General features: G+C 56.7%; 13 protein-coding genes. All 13 read left to right on the forward strand.

The window, feature by feature from the left end; genetic code table 11:
- Positions 1-51: 51 nt before the first annotated feature.
- Positions 52-1,995, forward strand: a complete 1,944-nt coding sequence (locus VFG09_05770) for an aconitate hydratase (GenBank protein HET6514650.1) — start codon at positions 52-54, stop codon at positions 1,993-1,995.
- Between the two features lie 282 nt (positions 1,996-2,277).
- A complete protein-coding gene (locus tag VFG09_05775; protein ID HET6514651.1) occupies positions 2,278-3,456 on the forward strand; it encodes a citrate synthase in 1,179 nt (392 codons plus the stop codon).
- An 11-nt stretch (positions 3,457-3,467) separates the two neighbouring features.
- Positions 3,468-4,124 carry an endonuclease III gene (gene nth / locus VFG09_05780; protein HET6514652.1) on the forward strand — a complete coding sequence of 219 codons (657 nt, stop codon included), beginning with the start codon at positions 3,468-3,470 and terminating at the stop codon, positions 4,122-4,124.
- 200 nt (positions 4,125-4,324) lie between these two features.
- Entirely contained in the window at positions 4,325-4,900 is a 576-nt protein-coding gene (locus VFG09_05785; protein HET6514653.1) for an RNA polymerase sigma factor, read from the forward strand.
- On the forward strand, positions 4,878-5,186 hold the full coding sequence (locus VFG09_05790; GenBank protein ID HET6514654.1) for a hypothetical protein: 309 nt from the start codon (positions 4,878-4,880) through the stop codon (positions 5,184-5,186). Before VFG09_05785 ends, VFG09_05790 begins: the two co-directional genes overlap by 23 nt.
- 1 nt (position 5,187) lies before the next feature.
- Positions 5,188-5,586, forward strand: coding sequence for a hypothetical protein (locus VFG09_05795; protein ID HET6514655.1), 399 nt, complete (start codon positions 5,188-5,190; stop codon positions 5,584-5,586).
- 172 nt (positions 5,587-5,758) lie between these two features.
- Complete coding sequence (locus VFG09_05800; protein HET6514656.1) at positions 5,759-6,451, forward strand: hypothetical protein; 693 nt, start codon at positions 5,759-5,761, stop codon at positions 6,449-6,451.
- Positions 6,452-6,502: 51 nt separating this feature from the next.
- Positions 6,503-7,768, forward strand: coding sequence for an MdtA/MuxA family multidrug efflux RND transporter periplasmic adaptor subunit (locus VFG09_05805; protein HET6514657.1), 1,266 nt, complete (start codon positions 6,503-6,505; stop codon positions 7,766-7,768).
- Complete coding sequence (locus VFG09_05810) at positions 7,768-10,890, forward strand: MdtB/MuxB family multidrug efflux RND transporter permease subunit (GenBank protein ID HET6514658.1); 3,123 nt, start codon at positions 7,768-7,770, stop codon at positions 10,888-10,890. The genes VFG09_05805 and VFG09_05810 overlap by 1 nt, the downstream gene beginning before the upstream one ends.
- 2 nt (positions 10,891-10,892) lie before the next feature.
- The gene (locus VFG09_05815; protein HET6514659.1) at positions 10,893-14,018 is read left to right on the forward strand and encodes a multidrug efflux RND transporter permease subunit; all 3,126 of its coding nucleotides are present in this window, start codon (positions 10,893-10,895) and stop codon (positions 14,016-14,018) included.
- A gap of 9 nt (positions 14,019-14,027) precedes the next feature.
- Positions 14,028-15,533: an efflux transporter outer membrane subunit gene (locus tag VFG09_05820; GenBank protein ID HET6514660.1), complete on the forward strand. Its 1,506-nt coding sequence runs from the start codon at positions 14,028-14,030 to the stop codon at positions 15,531-15,533.
- Positions 15,534-15,701: 168 nt separating this feature from the next.
- Positions 15,702-17,909 carry a PAS domain S-box protein gene (locus VFG09_05825; protein HET6514661.1) on the forward strand — a complete coding sequence of 736 codons (2,208 nt, stop codon included), beginning with the start codon at positions 15,702-15,704 and terminating at the stop codon, positions 17,907-17,909.
- A gap of 25 nt (positions 17,910-17,934) precedes the next feature.
- Positions 17,935-18,524: nitroreductase family protein (locus tag VFG09_05830; protein ID HET6514662.1), on the forward strand; the 590-nt coding region annotated here is incomplete at its 3' end.

Genomic DNA, 18,524 nt, shown 5'->3' on the forward strand with positions numbered 1-18,524 from the left:
GAGCCTGTCGTCCTGCAGGAGCGGAGAACAATTGAAAGGGGGCGAAGAGACATGCCAAAGAACCTGACCCATAAGATCCTGGAATCCCACCTTGCTGAAGGTCAGCTCATCCCCGGCGCCGAGATCGCTATCAGGATCGATCACACCCTTCTTCAAGACGCAACGGGCACGATGGCGATGCTTGAATTCGAGTCGCTCGGGATCAGCAAGGTGAAGGCTGAACGTGCGGTGCAGTATGTTGATCATAACCTCCTCCAGACAGACAACAAGAATGCCGATGACCACAGGTACCTCCAGACTGCCTCTGCCCGCTACGGGATCATCTTCAGCCGACCCGGCAACGGCGTTTCCCATCAGGTGCATATGGAACGTTTCGGGGTCCCCGGCAAGACGCTGTTAGGGGCTGACAGCCATACGCCCGGTGCTGCAGGTGTCTCGATGCTCGGCATCGGCGCAGGAGGCCTCGATGTTGCCCTGGCCATGGCGGGATATGCCTATCATCTCCCCTGTCCGAGGGTCCTCGGCGTGAAACTCACCGGAGAACTGCCTGATTGGGTCAGCGCCAAGGACGTCATTCTTGAGATGCTGAGGCGCCGCGGTGTTAAAGGGTGCGCGGGTAAGATTGTAGAGTATTACGGACCCGGAGTGAAGGGTCTTTCCGCAACAGACAGGGAGACCATCGGCAATATGGGAACGGAGATGGGGGCCACGAGTTCGATCTTCCCTTCAGATGAGAACACGAAGAGATACCTTGAGGCCCAGGGCCGGGGCGAGTCATGGGTCGAACTTGCTCCCGACGAAGGAGCCCTTTATGACGAATATGATGAGATCGGCCTGGCAAGCATCGAGCCTCTCATCGCCTGTCCTTCTTCTCCGGGAAATGTTGTTCCGGTACGTGAAGTTGCCGGTATCAGGGCCGATCAGGTTATTGTCGGCAGCAGCGTAAACTCTTCTTTCAGGGACCTTATGGTCGTTGCCAGGATTATGGAGGGCCGCCACAGTCATCCCGACACAGCACTTAACATCAATCCCGGCAGCAGGCAGGTGATGGAGAATATCGCCCATGAGAGCGGGATGCTCTCCCTTCTCTTTGCCGGCGCACGCATTCATGAATCGGGCTGTCTCGGCTGCATAGGCATGGGACAGGCTCCGGGCACAGGACAGGTGAGCCTTCGTACCTTTCCCCGCAATTTTCCCGGCCGGTCCGGCACAAGGGATGACAGGGTCTATCTCTGCTCCCCTGAAACTGCAGCTGCCTCGGCACTGAAGGGCGTTATCACCGACCCGAGGGAACTCGGGGGAGAGATGTCCTATCCCAGCATCAAGGACCCAGAAGAGTATATCGTCGACGAATCCTCGATCATCTTTCCTTCAGAGGAATTAAGCAAAGCGGAGATTGTCCGTGGTCCGAATATCAAGCCCCTTCCGACGCTTGAGCCTCTGCCGGAAACGCTCGAAGCCGAGGTGGTGCTCAAGGTAGGTGACAATATTTCGACGGATACGATTATGCCCGCAGGCAACAAGATCCTGCCTTTGCGCTCGAATATCGAGGCGATCAGCGAGTATATCTACTCCCAGATTGCGCCGGATTTTGCCAAGGAATGCAGGGAGAAGGGCACCGTCGTTGTTATCGGCGGTGAGAACTACGGGCAGGGATCGAGCAGGGAGCACGCTGCCATCGGGCCCCGCTTTCTCGGCGTTCGGGCCAAGATCGTCAAGAGCTTCGCCCGGATCCACAAGGCGAACCTCTGTAACTTCGGCATCCTTCCCCTGACCTTCAAGGACCCTTCCGACTATGATCGTGTTGATAAAGGTTCAACGGTCATCTTCAGGAATCTGAGAAGGCGCCTCGAGCAGGGTGACAGGGAGATCCCTGCCGAGATGGGAGAAACGTCAGTCGTTACCATCCTCGATGTCTCTGACCGTCAGCGGGAACATCTCCTTGCTGGCGGGACATTGAACTTTGTGAGACAGACCATAGGCAAAGGGCTGTAGGCGATGGGCGAAAAGAGTGAAGGGTTTTTTTAAAAGAACACGAACGCTGCAAACCATGGTAAGACAGGCATGGATCGAAGCACCGTGCATGCGATGGGATTCCGGCAATGGGGGAGCTGAGGACTTCACCGAAATTGACTTCCCGCATTAAGCACCCGGCGGCATGCGGCAACCAGTAAAGGTATCGCAATACATGACTTCTCGCCACCCCTGTCTACCCGAACAAGATAGTTTAATGAGCATGGTAGGTAAATCACGATGAAAGGTTCTGGGTGAAAAACGATGAGTGAAGTTAACGTAAAGAACATTGGGCTTCGCGGAGTGATCGTGGCGGATACGAAGATCAGCTTTATTGACGGAGAACAGGGCGTCCTCATTTACCGTGGATATAGAATTGAAGAACTTGCCGAGAACTCTTCATTCATAGAAACCGCGTATCTCCTGCTCTATGGGGTATTACCGACGTCGACGGAACTCGAAGCCTTCGAAAGAAGAGTGCTGGAGGCGAGGCGTTTGCCGGATTTTATTCTCGAGAGCATGAAAAGGTGGCCCCGCGAGGCTCAGGCGATGGATATGCTCCAGGCATCGGTGCCCCTTCTCGCAATTGATGACCCCGATCTCTCCGCCGAGACGAGAGACGCCAATGTCAGCAAAGCCATCCGTCTTATCGCACGTCTGCCTGTCGTGATCGCCGCCTGGCACAGAATACGGCAGGGTCTGAAGCCGCTTCCGCTGAATGATAGCCTGTCCCATGCCGCCCATTTTTTGTGGCTGCTGAGCGGGAGGGAACCCGATGGGGAGCTGGCCCGAGATCTTGACACGTGCCTTATCCTTCATGCCGATCACACCTTCAACGCCTCGACCTTTGCATGCCGCGAGGTCGTGTCGACAATGGCCCATATGTACGCGGGTGTTTCAGCAGGAGTGGGCGCTCTTTCCGGAAGTCTTCACGGCGGCGCAAATGCGCGGGTAATGAAGATGCTCACCGAGCTTCAGTCTGAAAAGGATATTGCAGGGTGGGTGAAGAGACAACTCGATGAGGGCAAGAAGATTATGGGGATGGGCCATGCCGTCTACAAGACGACGGATCCCCGCGCCAGGTTCCTGAAGGATATGTCTTCCCGCCTGGGGAAGAAACTCGGCCAGGAACGCTGGTATGAACTTTCGACCCAGATAGAGGAAGCGGCTCTCAGCGAATTTGAAAAGAGAGGAAAGAGTACGATAAAACCGAACGTGGATTTCTACAGCGCGTCGGTCTACCACCTCATGGGAATTCCCGGCGATCTCATGACCCCTGTCTTTGCCATGTCGAGAATAGCGGGATGGTGCGCTCATATCATCGAAGAGAAGTTTTCCGAGGCCCAGGAAAAACCGGCCCTCTACAGGCCCGAGACCGAATATGTCGGTAATTACTGCGGCCTTATGGGCTGCTCCTATCAGCCGCTTCAGGAAAGAGGTTGATTTAGGGGTTGGTGACTCAGAAAAACATCGGCCAGGTCATGTCCCTCTTGAAAAAAGCGGTGAAAGCCGTTCATGTTCCATGGCTCGATTCCCTTGCCTCGGGAGAGAGGGACCCCTTTAAAATCCTTGTGTCCTGCATCCTGAGCCTGAGGACCCAGGACAAGACGACAGAAGAAGCTTCTGCGAGGCTTTTTGATCTGGCATCATCACCTCCTGAAATGGCTGCACTCTCCCAAGGGAAGATAGAGAAGGCGATCTATCCCGTGGGCTTTTACAGGATCAAGGCAAGAACGATCAAGACCCTGAGCGAGACGGTCGCGGGAAGGTATGAGGGCAAGGTTCCTGACAGCCTTGATGAACTCCTGAAACTCAAGGGCATAGGCAGGAAAACGGCGAACCTGGTAATCACGCTCGGTTTCGGAAAGTTCGGGATCTGCGTTGATACCCATGTCCACAGAATCGTCAACCGATGGGGCTACGTCAGAACCAGGACACCCGAGGAGACGGAGTTCGCCTTACGAGAGAGGCTCCCCAGACGATACTGGAGAGAGCTGAACGGCCTCCTTGTAGCCTTTGGACAGAATATATGCAAGCCCCTGTCGCCCTTCTGCAGTGCGTGTAGTCTGAAGAGTTTTTGCGGAAAGGTTCATGTTACCAGGCGCCGTTAACCATCCTGTCCTGACCATGGATACCCCTTCTCTATCCGGCCCGCATTCTTAAGAATTCCTTCCCGCGACCCAGGGTATCATCTGCACCTGTAACCACGTGATCCTTCCCGTCGTCTATGTTTCAAAGACCGGGTTGGAGGCATGAAGAAGATCTTCTGACCCATGACAAGTCACCGTACAAAAGGGTAGAATGGAGTGAGATGAATGGGGCCGAAGAGGTGCCAACAGATGAAGGCCTTGTCAAAGCCGCCCTTTCCGGCGACGACGAGGCCTTCGCAGAACTGGTCAGGAGACATAAGAGAAGGGTCTTCACCACGGTTTCGCGTTTTGTGAGGAATCATGATGAACTCGACGATGTCTGCCAGGAGATATTCATGAAGGCTTACATGAGCCTGAAGAAATATCGGGGCGATGCTCCCTTTGAGCACTGGTTGTCGAAGATTACGATCAATGCCTGTTATGATCTGCTGAGAAAGCGGAGTCGCGAGCGAGACACCATGCCCTTGGATGCGGTAGCACCGTTTCTCAGAGATCCCGCGTCCGGAGACAAGGCCTCCGGAAGGGAAGCGTGGGAAATCCTCAAGCAGGGGCTGGCGAGATTGCGTGCCGAGGACCGGCTGGTGATTACACTGCTCCATCTTGATGAAAAGTCCGTTCGTGAAGTAGCGGAGTCGACCGGTTGGAGTGAGGCAAAGGTGAAAGTCCGGGCCTTTAGGGCACGGAGGGAACTCAAGAGAATTTTGGAGGATGCCAATGGAAACCGACCCCAACGATGAATGGATCGAGAGGCTCTTTGATGCCGCCCGCAAGGCTGAGCCCTATAATTCCGAGGGAGAGATTGGGTTTGAGACCCGTCTCATGGCAAAGATCCGTACCCAACGCAGTGGAGAGATTCCTTTTCTCTTATGGGCGTGGAGACTCATTCCTGTTTTTGCCTCTCTTGTCCTCTTCCTGGGTATCTGGAGCTACGCGTCCGAAACACACGACCTGGCTGACCTGAATGCACTGGCGAAGATTGGCAATGAAGAGACGGTGCTCACGGCTTTCCTGACAGGTGAGTGAGATGAAAAGGTGGCAGACGATCGCCAGCATCATTATCGTATTCCTCCTCGGTGCGCTCACGGGCAGCCTCGTGACGGGTACCATCTACCGGCACAGGGTGGAAGGCGTTTTGAGAGGTGAACCGGGGAGGACGGAGGAATTCATCGTCCAGCGACTGAACAGCGATCTTCACCTTGATAAGACCCAGTTGGAGCAGTTGCGGGGTATTGTTAAGGAAACCCACGGAGAACTGAAGAAATTACGAAGAACGTTGAGACCCCAGACTGAGGAGATCCTGGCGCGCTCCCAGGAGAGGGTCAGGGCAATATTGCGACCTGATCAGCGCGAGCACTATGAAAAGATCCTCGCAGAGCGTAAGAAGAGATGGGAGAGCCGGGAGAACAGGGAGAATGGCAGGTAATTTTAATTTCCGTTGAACGGTAAGGAAGGTCGTAAGAGCCATTTGAGCCATTTCGTTGACAAATAGTGCCTTTTGTGATATCAAATATGGGTACTTCAGACTTCTTTCCGGGCACGTAAGGCCCCTTACTACGTCCTTTGAAGAGAGGCAGATAAAACGACAGGAGGCGCTCATGGTAATGTTGTCTACAAATATACGACGAAAGGCCTGGTTGCTCTTTCTTAGCTTCCCCCTGGTCCTCATAGGCTGCGGCAGGCAGAACGATGAAAATCTATACAACGTTCAGGGCACCTGGAATTTTTATCACACAACCAAGGGCATGACAGGCCTGCAGGGACCTGAACCCGCTCTCTTTTCTTTCTCACAGTCAAAAGAGGATATTACGGGAACGGCGCCTGACGGCAGCTCGCTTTCAGGCTCTACGAGCGATGTGAACATCTCTTTCTCCTTGACCGAAAAAGACGGAACCGTCTTCAACTACACAGGGACCATACTTGTTATTGCGACGATGTCGGGAACCTGGACAAGCAGCAATGGTTACTCCGGGACATGGCAGGCGATAGTAAACACTCCTGCTTTAGTCAATGTTGCAGGCAACTGGAACATTACGACGAGCGGTATTCCAGGTACGTCTCTTTTTGAGCTCAAGCAAAACACTGGCAGCAGCAGCCTCGATCAATCAATCTTTGCGGGAACCGTGGGCACCGGCCTTGTCAGCTCAGGAACGGTCCTCTTTACGTGGGTAGGGGATGACGGAACCACATATTTCTATACTGGTACAGAGAGCGGTGGAAATGCGATGTCCGGCACGTGGCTAACGGACAAAGGACAAACAGGGACATGGAGCGGCACAAAGATCATCTGAGGGCAGCTGCGTGAAGGCCTCTGTCGACCCTGTCAGGGTGATACCCTGAATATGACGCCGACTGAAAGACCAGGGGTAGATGATATCGGCGGACATTCCGGCCCTTGTCCGTCACGCAAACGTTGGCGGGTTGTGGTTCTCGCGACTGGTATTCTCATGGTCGGGGCCTATCTCCTTTTCCCCAGGACGGACAAGACCCAACCCTCTCCTTCAAAACAGGGACTGGGTGCGCCACGAAGTATTCCTGTTGTAGCCATGGCGGCGCGGAAAGGCGATATCAATGTATATCTCAGCGGACTCGGTTCGGTAACTCCCCTGAATACGGTCACGGTGAAGAGCCGAGTTGACGGGCAGCTGATGAAGGTCCTCTTCCGGGAAGGCCAGATCGTGAGCGCCGGCGACCTGCTTGCGGAGATCGACCCAAGGCCCTTTGAAGTCCAGTTGACTCAAGCCGAAGGGCAGATGGTCCGCGACGAGGCCTTGCTGAAGAACGCCAGACTCGATCTCGAGCGGTATAAGACGCTTGTTGCAGAGGACTCGATCCCGAAGCAGCAGCTTGATACGCAGGAATCCCTGGTACGGCAGTACGAAGGCGCGATAAAGGTCGACCAGGGCCAGATCGACAACGCAAAGCTCCAACTGGTCTATAGCCGCATCATTGCGCCGATCAGCGGAAGGGTCGGGCTGCGGCTTGTCGATCCCGGCAATATCATTCATGCGACCGATCCGAACGGGATGGTCGTGATCACACAGCTTCAGCCTATCTCAGTAGTCTTTTCGATCCCCGAGGACAGCCTTCCCCAGGTGCTCTCCAAACTCAAGGGCAGCGCTCCTATGGCTGTCGAGGCGTTTGACCGCGAGCAGAAGCAGAAGCTTGCGACAGGACATCTTGTAACCGTGGACAACCAGATCGATCCGAACACCGGGACGGTAAAGCTCAAGGCGGAATTTCCGAACAAGGGAAATGAGCTCTTTCCGAGCCAGTTTGTGAACGCCCGTCTCCTCATAGAAGTCAGGCGCGAGGCGGTGGTGGTGCCGGCATCGGCAATTCAGCGGGGACCGCAGGGTGCTTTCATCTATGTGGTGAAGCTGGACAACACCGTCGCTGTCCGTCCTGTCACCGTTGGTGAGACCCAGGCGGGCGAGGCAGCGATCACCGCGGGGCTGTCGGCAGGCGAGATCGTGGTGGTGGATGGAGCTGAGAGGCTTCGGGACGGCAGCAAGGTTGAGGTGAAAGGCCGCAGCGACCAGAACAAAAAGGACGGCGGACAAGGCTCCAACGAAAAGCCCGGCGGCAGTCCTCAAAAGCGCAGCTGATGAATATCTCCCGGCTCTTCATCATGCGGCCGGTCGCGACCACGCTGCTGATGATCGCGATTCTGCTCGCGGGGGCTGTCGCGTACCGGCAGCTGCCGGTCTCGGCCCTGCCGCAAGTGGATTACCCGACGATCCAGGTCCGCACATTTTATCCGGGTGCAAGCCCTGATGTCATGGCCTCTTCCGTAACCGCGCCGCTGGAGCGGCAGTTCGGCCAGATGCCGGGCCTGACGCAGATGACCTCTGCGAGCTCAGGCGGCAGCTCGGTCATCACCCTCCAGTTCAGTCTTGACCTCAGCCTTGACGTTGCCGAGCAGGAGGTCCAGCAGGCGATCAATGCGGCCTTTACCTTCCTGCCCCGGGACCTTCCGACCCCGCCTGTATACAGCAAGATAAACCCGGCCGACGCGCCGATCCTGACCCTGGCCCTGACCTCCGACTCGGTGCGCCTCCCGAAGATCGAAGATCTGGCGGATACGCGGTTTGCACAGAAGATCTCCCAGCTGTCCGGCGTGGGGCTCGTGAGCATAAGCGGCGGCCAGAAGCCTGCAGTAAGGATCCACGCGAATCCCACCGCCCTTGCAGCCTATGGCCTGACTCTCGAAGACCTGCGCACGGCTATTGTTGCCGCCAACGTCAACCAGGCAAAGGGCAGCTTTGACGGGCCCCGTCAATCCTATGTCATCGGTGCGAACGATCAGATCTTTTCGAGCAAAGAGTATCAGCCGATTATCGTTGCCTATCGGAACGGGTCGCCGGTCCGCCTCTCCGATGTGGCGGAGGCTGTCGACGATGTTGAGAACGTGAACCAGGCCGCGTGGATGAACGATGTTCCGGCGGTCATTGTCAATATCCAGCGCCAGCCCGGCGCCAATGTCATCGAAGTGGTAGACCGCATCAAGAGGCTTCTGCCTCAGCTCCAGAGCTCCCTGCCTCCCGCCATCAAGGTCACGATGCTGACCGACCGCACCACGACGATCCGCGCATCGGTGAGGGACGTGCAGTTCGAGATGATGCTCGCAGTAGCGCTCGTGGTACTCGTCATCTTCCTCTTCCTCCGCAACCTCGCGGCAACGACGATCCCCAGCGTGGCGGTCCCCCTCTGTCTGGTGGGGTCCTTCGGAGTCATGTACCTCATGGGGTTCAGTCTCAATAATCTTTCCCTGATGGCTCTCACGATTTCGACAGGCTTTGTGGTGGACGATGCGATTGTCATGATCGAGAACGTTGCACGATACGTGGAACAAGGAGAAAGCCCGCTCGATGCCGCACTCAAAGGGGCCCAGCAGATCGGCTTTACCATCCTCTCACTCACGGTCTCGCTTATTGCGGTGCTCATCCCGCTGTTGTTCATGGGCGACGTGGTGGGGCGACTCTTCCGCGAGTTCGCCGTCACCCTCGGGGTCACGATCCTCATCTCCGCCGTGGTGTCGCTTACGCTCACGCCGATGATGTGCGCCAGGATCCTCAAGCATACTCCCGAGGAGAAGCAGGGGAGGTTCTATCATTCCTCCCAGGTCATGCTGGACCGGATCATCGCCGCCTACGGAAAGTCCCTGCAATGGGTTTTGCGTCATCAGAAAGCGACCCTTGTGGTCGCGGTAGCAACGCTTGTGTCAACGGTGCTCCTTTACGTCATCGTGCCGAAGGGCTTCTTCCCTGTTCAGGATACCGGGGTAATACAGGGCGTTTCCGAGGCCCCGCAATCGGTCTCCTTCACCGCCATGGCCGAACGCCAGCAGGCCCTCGCACGGGCGATCCTGAAGGACCCGGCGGTCGAGAGCCTCTCGGCCTTCATAGGGGTGGACGGTACGAACACAACTCTGAACAGCGGAAGGATCCTGATCAACCTCAAGCCCCTGAAGGAGCGTAGGATCAGTGCGAGCGACGTTATTCGCCGTCTCCAGCCAGAGCTTGCAAAGGTCCAGGGGATATCTCTCTATATGCAGCCTGCGCAGGACCTCACGGTCGATGCAAGGGTCAGCCGCACGCAGTTCCAGTACACCCTCGAAGACCCTGACTTCGATGAACTGAACGCGTGGGCGCCAAGGCTTGTCAGCGTGCTGCGTACACGTCCGGAACTCCGCGACGTGAGCAGCGACCAGCAGGACAAAGGACTTACGGTCGGTATCTCGATCGACCGAGCGACGGCCTCGCGACTCGGCATTACCCCTCAGCTCATCGATGATACACTCTATGATGCCTACGGACAGCGGCAGGTATCGACGATCTTTACGGAGCTGAACCAGTACCGAGTGGTCCTCGCGGTAAAGCCTGACTTCCAGCACGGACCGCGGGGGCTTCAATCGATCTATCTGCGGAGCGCCAACGGCGGACAGGTTCCGCTCGGCGCGATCACCCAGGCGTCCGAATCCATGGGACCGCTTGTCATTAACCGGCAGGGACAGTTTCCTGCAGTGACGACCTCTTTTAACCTCTCGCCGAGAGTTGCGCTCGGCAAGGCGGTCGATGCGATCGAGGCTGCGGCGCGGGAACTCGCACTACCTGCGAGCATACGGGGGAGTTTCCAGGGTACTGCCCAGGCCTTCAAGGCCTCTCTCACGAATGAACCGCTCCTGATCCTCGCAGCGCTGATAACCGTCTATATTGTGCTCGGGGTGCTGTACGAAAGCTACATCCATCCCGTCACGATACTGTCGACGCTGCCCTCTGCAGGTGTGGGGGCGGTGCTCTCGCTGATGCTTTTTCGGACCGAGCTCAACGTCATCGCGATCATCGGCATTATACTCCTCATCGGGATTGTGAAAAAGAACGGCATCATGATGGTCGACTTTGCCCTGGAGGCTGAGCGCAAAGAGGGTAAAGGCCCTGAGGATGCGATCTACCAGGCCTGTCTTCTGAGGTTTAGACCGATCATGATGACGACGATGGCAGCACTTCTGGGAGCATTGCCCCTCGCCCTTGGGCATGGCGCCGGCTCCGAGCTTCGCCGTCCCCTCGGAATCTCTATTGTCGGCGGCCTCGTCTTCAGCCAGGTCCTTACCCTCTACACCACACCGGTCATCTATCTCGTTTTTGACAGGCTGTCCAGGCGCATGCGCGAAAGCCGCGCCGACGCGGTGACCGGTGATTCAGGGCGCGGGGAAGGAACTCAGCATTAGCGATGAACATTTCTGCGCCCTTCATCAGGAGGCCTGTCGCGACCACACTTCTCACCGTCGGGCTCGTGCTCGCAGGGATAACCGCCTTCCGCTCGCTCCCGGTATCGCCTCTGCCGCAGGTAGACTTTCCCACAATTTCTGTTTCGGCGTCTCTGCCCGGCGCGGATCCTGAGACCATCGCCACGTCGGTCGCAGTTCCCCTTGAACGTCAGCTCGGACGCATCGCAGGCGTGACCGAGCTGACCTCGACCAGTTACCAGGGCATCACGAGTATTACACTCCAGTTTGAGTTGAACCGCAATATCGACGGCGCTGCACGGGACGTCCAGGCGGCGATCAATGCGGCGCGCGCAGACCTGCCTGCAAACCTTCCGAGCAATCCGACGTACCGGAAGGTGAATCCTTCCGATGCGCCTATCCTCATCCTCGCGCTCACTTCCGAATCGGCGAGCAAGGAGCGCATGTATGACGCGGCGTCCTCCATCATCCAGCAGAAGCTTTCCCAGGTGAAGGGCGTGGGCCAGGTCTTCGTGGGCGGCAGCTCGCTTCCCGCGGTGCGCGTCGATCTCAACCCTGTGGCGCTCAGCAGGTACGGCATCAGTCTTGAAGGCGTGCGCGGTCTCCTCGCCTCGACGAATGTGAACCGGCCGAAGGGGCAGCTCTCGACCGCAGAGAAGACCTGGGAGATCCGCACAAACGACCAGCTCAGGACCGCTGCCGAGTATACGCCGCTCGTCGTAACCTACAGGTCGGGCGCCGCAGTGCGGCTGGAGGACGTGGCGAATGTCCAGAACTCGGTCGAGGACCTGCGCACGGCAGGGTTCGTCAACGGAAAGCCCGCGGTCATGGTGATCGTGTTTCGTCAGCCGGGTGCAAATATCATCGAAACGGTCGACAGAATCCGGGCAATGCTCGGGCAGTTGAAAGCGGCTCTTTCCGGTTCGGTGGATCTCTCGGTCGTGGTGGACCGCACCCCGCCCATCCGCGGATCGCTCCATCATGTGGAGGGGACGCTGGTGGTCTCGTGCCTGCTCGTCATCCTGGTGGTCTTTGTCTTCCTGCGCAATGTGAGAGCCACGATCATCCCCGGCGTGGCGGTTGCTGTTTCGATCGTCGGCACCTTCGCGGTCATGTACCTCTCCGGCTACAGCCTTGACAACCTTTCCCTCATGGCCCTCACGATCGCCACGGGGTTCGTTGTCGACGATGCCATCGTGGTCCTCGAAAATATCACCCGTTACCGTGAAAAAGGGGAGACGTCGCTTCAGGCTGCCTTGTCAGGGACAAAGGAGATCGCCTTTACAGTCGTCTCGATGAGCGTCTCGCTCGTTGCGGTCTTCATTCCGATCCTCCTGATGGGCGGGATGGTCGGCCGGCTCTTCAGGGAGTTTGCGGTGACGCTGTCCGCGGCGATCATGGTGTCGCTTTTGCTGTCGCTGACGACAACGCCGATGATGTGCGCAACACTCCTGAGACCCGAGAGGGAGGATCACGGGAGACTGTACCATACGGGCGAGCGGGCCTTCCTATGGATGCACGACCACTATGACAGGAGCCTCCGCTGGGCCTTACGACATTCCCGGTTCATGCTCTTCCTTATCGGAGTGACCGTTGTACTCAACGTCGTCCTCTTTGTTCTTGTGCCTAAGGGGTTTTTCCCCGAACAGGATACAGGCCGGCTCAACGGGTCGATCATTGCCGACCAGTCTACGTCGTTTCAATCCATGAGGGAGAAGCTGCTGCAGGTGGTGAATATCGTTATGAAGGACCCTGACGTAGAGTACGTCACAGGCTTTACCGGAGGGGGAGGAGGTGGTGGCTCAACGACGAATACGGGAAGGATGTTCGTGTCGCTCAAACCCTTCGAGAAGAGGAAGTCTACGGCGCAGCAGGTGATCGCGCGGCTGCGTAAGGGGCTCGCATCAGTGCCCGGCGCACCGACCTTTCTCCAGCCGGTACAGGACCTGAGGATAGGGGGGAGAATAAGCGGCGCGCTCTATCAGTTCACCCTCAGGGGAGACAATCTCGATGAGCTTAACCTCTGGGGCCAGCGCATGCTCCAGAAGCTGCGGACCATGTCCGAGATCGTCGATGTGAGCAGCGACCAGCAGGACAAGGGGCTCGAGGCCTCGCTCGTCATCGACCGTGATACCGCCTCGCGGCTTGGTATAACGCCTCAGCTCATGGATAATGTCCTCTACGACGCCTTCGGCCAACGCCAGGTGTCGATAACCTATACGCTCCTGAACCAGTACCATGTCGTCATGGAAGTTGACCCGCGCTTCTGGCAGCATCCTGACACGCTCAAGGACATCTATGTGACGTCCGCCGGCGGCGGTCAGACGCCGTTGAACGTCTTCACGCACTACGAACCGAAAGCAAAGTCGCTGGCGGTGAACCACCAGGGACAGTTCCCTGCGATTACGCTCTCTTTCAACCTGGCGCCGGGTGTCGCCCTTGGAAGCGCGGTGTCCGCAATCGGTGCCGCGGCGCGGGAGATGGGAATGCCTTCGAGCATCCGCAGCAGCTTTGCCGGCACGGCCCAGGCATTTCAGGACTCGCTTGTAAGCGAGCCGCTCTTGATCCTTGCGGCGCTCATCACCGTCTACATCGTGCTCGGGGTGCTTTACGAAAGCTACATCCATCCCATCACCATCCTCTCGACGCTGCCCTCGGCAGGAGTGGGGGCTGTCCTTGCCCTCATGTTCTTCCACACCGACCTCAGCATAATCGCGGTCATCGGCATCGTCCTTCTGATCGGCATCGTGAAGAAGAACGGAATCATGATGGTCGACTTTGCCCTCGAGGCCGAGCGCAAGGAAGGGAAGGCCCCTGAAGAGGCAATTTTTCAGGCCTGCCTTTTGCGGTTCCGGCCTATCATGATGACGACCATGGCGGCGCTTTTGGGCGCCTTGCCCCTTGCGGTGGGATCAGGGGTGGGGTCGGAGCTTCGCCGGCCGCTCGGCATCTCGATCGTCGGCGGACTGATCTTCAGCCAGATGCTCACGCTCTACACGACACCTGTGGTTTACCTGTACCTTGACCGTTTCAGGCTGTGGGTTGAAGGTGTGAGGAAGGGACAGAGATGGCGGCACGACAACAAGATCACCTCGTCTACCGAAATATGAGGAGCGCACATGAGCCATCACCACTATAAGGTAATCTTGATAAGCACAATCTTATTGGTTTTCACGGCATGCACGGTAGGCCCTGACTACGTGCGGCCGGCGACTGACGTTCCTCCGTCATACAAAGAGTCCGAGGGATGGAAGAAGGCCCAACCAAGGGATGGTGTTGCGAAGGGCCCATGGTGGGAGATCTTCAACGACCCTCTGCTGAATGAACTCGAAGAGAGGGTCGGAGTATCGAACCAGAATGTTGCTGTTGCGGAAGCGCAGTATCACCAGGCGAGGGCGCTTGTCCAGGCGGTCCGCGCCGGTTATTTCCCGAAGATCACCGCAGGGGCCTCGGTGACGCGCTCCAGGGGATCGTCGCATGTTGGAAGCGGGTCCTTTACCTCGGCGGGCACTACGAATGATTTTTTGCTGCCTGTCGATTTTTCATGGGAGCTTGATATCTGGGGAAAAGTGCGGCGTTCTGTCGAGGCGAGTCAGGCAAGTGCGGAGGCGAGCGCGGCCAACCTCGAAGCTGTCCGGCTCAGCATGCAGGCTGAGCTTGCGGTGGACTATTTCGCGCTCCGCTCCCTCGACGCGCAAAAGGAGCTTCTGGATGCGACGGCAGCAGCTTACGAGAAATCCCTCCAGCTGACAAAGAACCGGTACAACAGCGGCATCGCCTCGAGAGGCGATGTGCTCTTGGCTGAAACCCAGGTCAACACTACCCAGGCCCAGGCGATCGATACCAGCGTTCAGCGCGCGCAGCTGGAGCACGCCATCGCGTTGCTTGTCGGAACGGCGGCGTCCGTCTTTTCGCTCAAGATTGCGCCGCTTACGGCACTTCCTCCGGCGATACCTGTGGGAGTGCCCTCTGAACTCCTTGAACGCAGACCGGATATCGCATCTTCCGAGCGGAGTGTCGCTGCTGCGAACGCCCAGATCGGGGTCGCTATGGCAGCTTATTATCCGACTGTCACCCTAAGTGCATCAGGAGGATTCGAGTCCTCACAGTTCTCGAAGTGGCTGACATGGCCAAGCCGCTTCTGGTCGGTGGGGCCTTCGGTACTGGAGACCGTTGTTGAAGGAGGGCTGAGGCGAGCGCAGACCGAAGAGGCACGGGCCGCCTATGACGCGAGTGTTGCATCCTATCGTCAGACGGTGTTGACCGCATTTCAGGAGGTAGAAGACAATCTGGCGGCTCTGCGCATCCTGGAGGACGAAGCCAGGGTGCAGGACGAGGCAGTGAAGGCTGCGACGCAGGCGCTCGCGGTAACGACAAACCAGTATAAGGCCGGAACAGTGAGTTACATCGATGTGATCGTTACTCAAGCCCTCGCGCTGAACAACGAGAGGACCTTAATCACCATTCAAGGCAGGCGGATGGTCGCGGCGGCGCTACTCATCAAGGCCCTGGGCGGTGGGTGGAATGAGGCCGAATTCCTTACGACTGCCAATGTTAAGGACGAGGACAGATCAGCGGACCAGGCAGACAGGACTGTGAGCGAGGGACCTCACAGTCCGCATTAAACCCAGGGTCCAGAGGTCTGATTCACAATGCTCCGACTCATGGATCATCGTAGCAAATTGGACGCTCTCCTGATACAATGAAGCTGATGAGGACACCTGCGGTCTTCATGTTAGGACAAGGAGACCATGGATGGATATCCTGTTCATCGTCATGAGCGAGGAGGGGTTATGCTGATAAGAGTGATGTATCAGAACGACAGCTTTGACATGGTAAAGCCTGCCCTTCTCGATGAACTTATCTCGTCCAACAGGATAAGGAAGTTTCTCCGTTCTGAGGGGTGGACGACTATCGGTATTGATCCTGTGAGGGAAAGAAGATTCGGTTACAGGGGGCCTGAAAGGAGAAAGACCATGATGCAGGGACTTTCCGGGCCTCCTGCCCGGCGACAAGAAGACCGGTCTTCCGGGGGATCAGCGATGGGCTTCGATGAACGTCCGCAGCGGAGAGATGCGTCCCGGCCGGCGAAGGGGGAAGGATTCAGAAGCGTCTATGAGAATGCTCCAATCGGGATTGAGTTATATGATCGTGAAGGCATCCTCCTTGACGTGAATAAGGCCTGTCTCGAGATCTTTGGTGTTGATGACATCTCGGCGGTGAAAGGATTCGATCTTTTCGGCGACCCCAACCTGACCGACGAACAGAAGAAGGAACTCCGTGAAGGCAGATCTCTCCGTCAGGAAATAGCCTTTGATTTTGATCTCGTGAAAAGGCGCAATCTCTACCCGACGGCCCGGGAGGGGCTGCGGTATCTCGATGTCCATATCGCTCCTCTTGCGCCCCTTGACATGAACGAGAATCTCGGGTACCTCGTCTATGTGCGCGACATTACTGTTCGGAAAAAGGCGGAGGATAGACTTCTTGAAAGCGAAAAGAAGCTGCGTGACATCACTTCACATATCGGCGAGGGTATTTATGTCTTTGACTCAGATGGCCGCATAACGTTCATGAACAGCGAGGCTGAGCGTCTCTTGGGCTGGACGATAACGGAATTGAATGAGAGAGGAGCCCATGAAACCGTTCATTCCTTGAGGGCAGACGGAAGGCCTCTCTCCTTTGAAGACTGCGAAATGCACAATGTCCTCAAGACTGGAAAGCGGTTTTTTTCGAATGACGAGGTCTTTGTCAGGAGAGACGGAACGGTCTTTCCGATATCGGTCATCGCCAGCCCTATCAGTGAAGACGGCAACATCGTGGGATCGGTCGTTGCATTCAGAGATATCACCGAACTCAAAAAACTGGAACAGGAACTTCTCAAGGCACAGAAGCTCGAATCCGTTGGTGTCCTTGCAGGAGGAATTGCCCATGATTTTAACAATCTCCTTCAGATTATTATGGGAAACATTTCTCTCGCAAGGACCTACGAAGATCCCGGCAGCAGGAGATCTGAACTCCTGGAACTGGCTGAGCAGGCTTCTGAGCAGGCAAAGGACCTGAGTTACCGCCTCCTCACGTTTTCTTCGGGCGGGAAGCCGCACAGACGGGTAACGTCTCTGTCAAAGCTGCTGATCGAATCCGTCAACCTCTCCCTGAGCGGATCCAACGTAAGTTGTGTGTTCGACATTGCCGACGATCTTTCTGCGGTCGATATCGATGAGGGGCAGATAAGGCAGGCCGTCAGTGCTATCGTCGTCAATGCGAGGGAGGCGACGCCGAACGGAGGAATCCTGAGGGTGGATGCCGGCAATGTTGCTGTCACCGCAAAGGACAGACTGCCCCTAAAGGAGGGCGACTATCTTCACATACTTGTGAAGGACGAGGGAGTCGGTATACCCGTTGAAAACCTGGCGAAGATCTTTGACCCATACTTCAGTACCAAGGAGAGAGGGTCAGAGAAGGGCACGGGGCTCGGCCTTACGATTTCTCACTCCATCATCAAGAAACATGATGGACTCCTGACGGTAGAATCGCAGGAAGGAAGGGGCACAGCCTTCCATATCTATCTCCCTGCAGCCCAGGAGGAGATCATAACGACAGCTACGCGGCGTCGTACCGGAGTGGCCGGCAAACGGAGCATATTGCTGATGGACGATGACCCAAGGGTGCGCTATATTGGAACAGAGATGCTCCTTGCCATGGGCCATGAAGTTGAGGCCGCCAGGAGCGGGGAGGAGGCGATCGAGGTCTTGAAGAAGGCGAGGGAATCAGGGAGAACCTTTGACGCCGTCATCCTCGACCTGACCGTAAAGGGAGGGATGGGCGGAAAGCAAGTTTTGGCGAAGCTCAAGGAGATAGACCCTGAGATAAAGGCCGTTGTTTCGAGCGGCTATGCCCATGACCCGATCATGAAGGACTTCAGGACCTACGGTTTTGTGAATGCAATAGCAAAGCCCTACGGGATAGAACAGTTGAAAGAATTGCTTGCGAGTCTCGAATGAAAGGAAAAGAAAGAGGGGAACGGTAATGCCGGCTGATTCAGGCTCCTCTCTCAATGAGACACTGCAGACCATACGGAATCGCCACAGCATCAGGACATTTACGAAAGAGGATGTTCCTGATGATTACATAAAGATCCTCCTCCAGGCAGCCAACGAAGCGCCCTCTGCCCATAATCAACAATCCTGGCGGTTTATCGTGCTGAGAGAAGAGAAGAGGCATGAATTATCACACCTCGTTACTACACGATCCTCGGACTTTCCCCGTCCTGCGTCGGCCCTCCTTCGTATGGCAGCAAGAAGCATCGTGAGTGCGCCGGTGGTCATTGCGATTGTGAATACCGGCGACCTGATCAGGCACGGAACAGAACTCTTTAAGGTCGAGGAGGTGATGGCAAAGGACTTCTTCCGCACCATGGAGATCCAGAGTTCGGCAGCCGCTGTTCAGAACCTTCTCCTGGCCGCGACCTCACTCGGACTCGGCGCTGTCTGGCTGGGGATCCTTTTTCTCATCAAGGACGACGTGCTCCACTTCCTGGGGGAGCCGAAAGGGGAGTTCATGGCTGTGGTACCCGTCGGCTACGCTGCCGCGGTTTGCAGCGGCCCCCAGAAGCAGCC

The organism is Thermodesulfovibrionales bacterium, assembly GCA_035686305.1.
Lineage (GTDB): Bacteria > Nitrospirota > Thermodesulfovibrionia > Thermodesulfovibrionales > UBA9159 > DASRZP01.

What these genes read in the sequence shown, in the direction of transcription:
- VFG09_05770 (HET6514650.1), top strand. Translation starts at nt 52, where the DNA reads ATGCCAAAGAACCTGACCCATAAGATCCTGGAATCCCACCTTGCTGAA.
- VFG09_05775 (HET6514651.1), top strand. Translation starts at nt 2,278, where the DNA reads ATGAGTGAAGTTAACGTAAAGAACATTGGGCTTCGCGGAGTGATCGTG.
- VFG09_05785 (HET6514653.1), top strand. Translation starts at nt 4,325, where the DNA reads ATGAATGGGGCCGAAGAGGTGCCAACAGATGAAGGCCTTGTCAAAGCC.
- VFG09_05790 (HET6514654.1), top strand. Translation starts at nt 4,878, where the DNA reads ATGGAAACCGACCCCAACGATGAATGGATCGAGAGGCTCTTTGATGCC.
- VFG09_05795 (HET6514655.1), top strand. Translation starts at nt 5,188, where the DNA reads ATGAAAAGGTGGCAGACGATCGCCAGCATCATTATCGTATTCCTCCTC.
- VFG09_05800 (HET6514656.1), top strand. Translation starts at nt 5,759, where the DNA reads ATGGTAATGTTGTCTACAAATATACGACGAAAGGCCTGGTTGCTCTTT.
- VFG09_05805 (HET6514657.1), top strand. Translation starts at nt 6,503, where the DNA reads ATGACGCCGACTGAAAGACCAGGGGTAGATGATATCGGCGGACATTCC.
- VFG09_05810 (HET6514658.1), top strand. Translation starts at nt 7,768, where the DNA reads ATGAATATCTCCCGGCTCTTCATCATGCGGCCGGTCGCGACCACGCTG.
- VFG09_05815 (HET6514659.1), top strand. Translation starts at nt 10,893, where the DNA reads ATGAACATTTCTGCGCCCTTCATCAGGAGGCCTGTCGCGACCACACTT.
- VFG09_05820 (HET6514660.1), top strand. Translation starts at nt 14,028, where the DNA reads ATGAGCCATCACCACTATAAGGTAATCTTGATAAGCACAATCTTATTG.
- VFG09_05825 (HET6514661.1), top strand. Translation starts at nt 15,702, where the DNA reads ATGCTGATAAGAGTGATGTATCAGAACGACAGCTTTGACATGGTAAAG.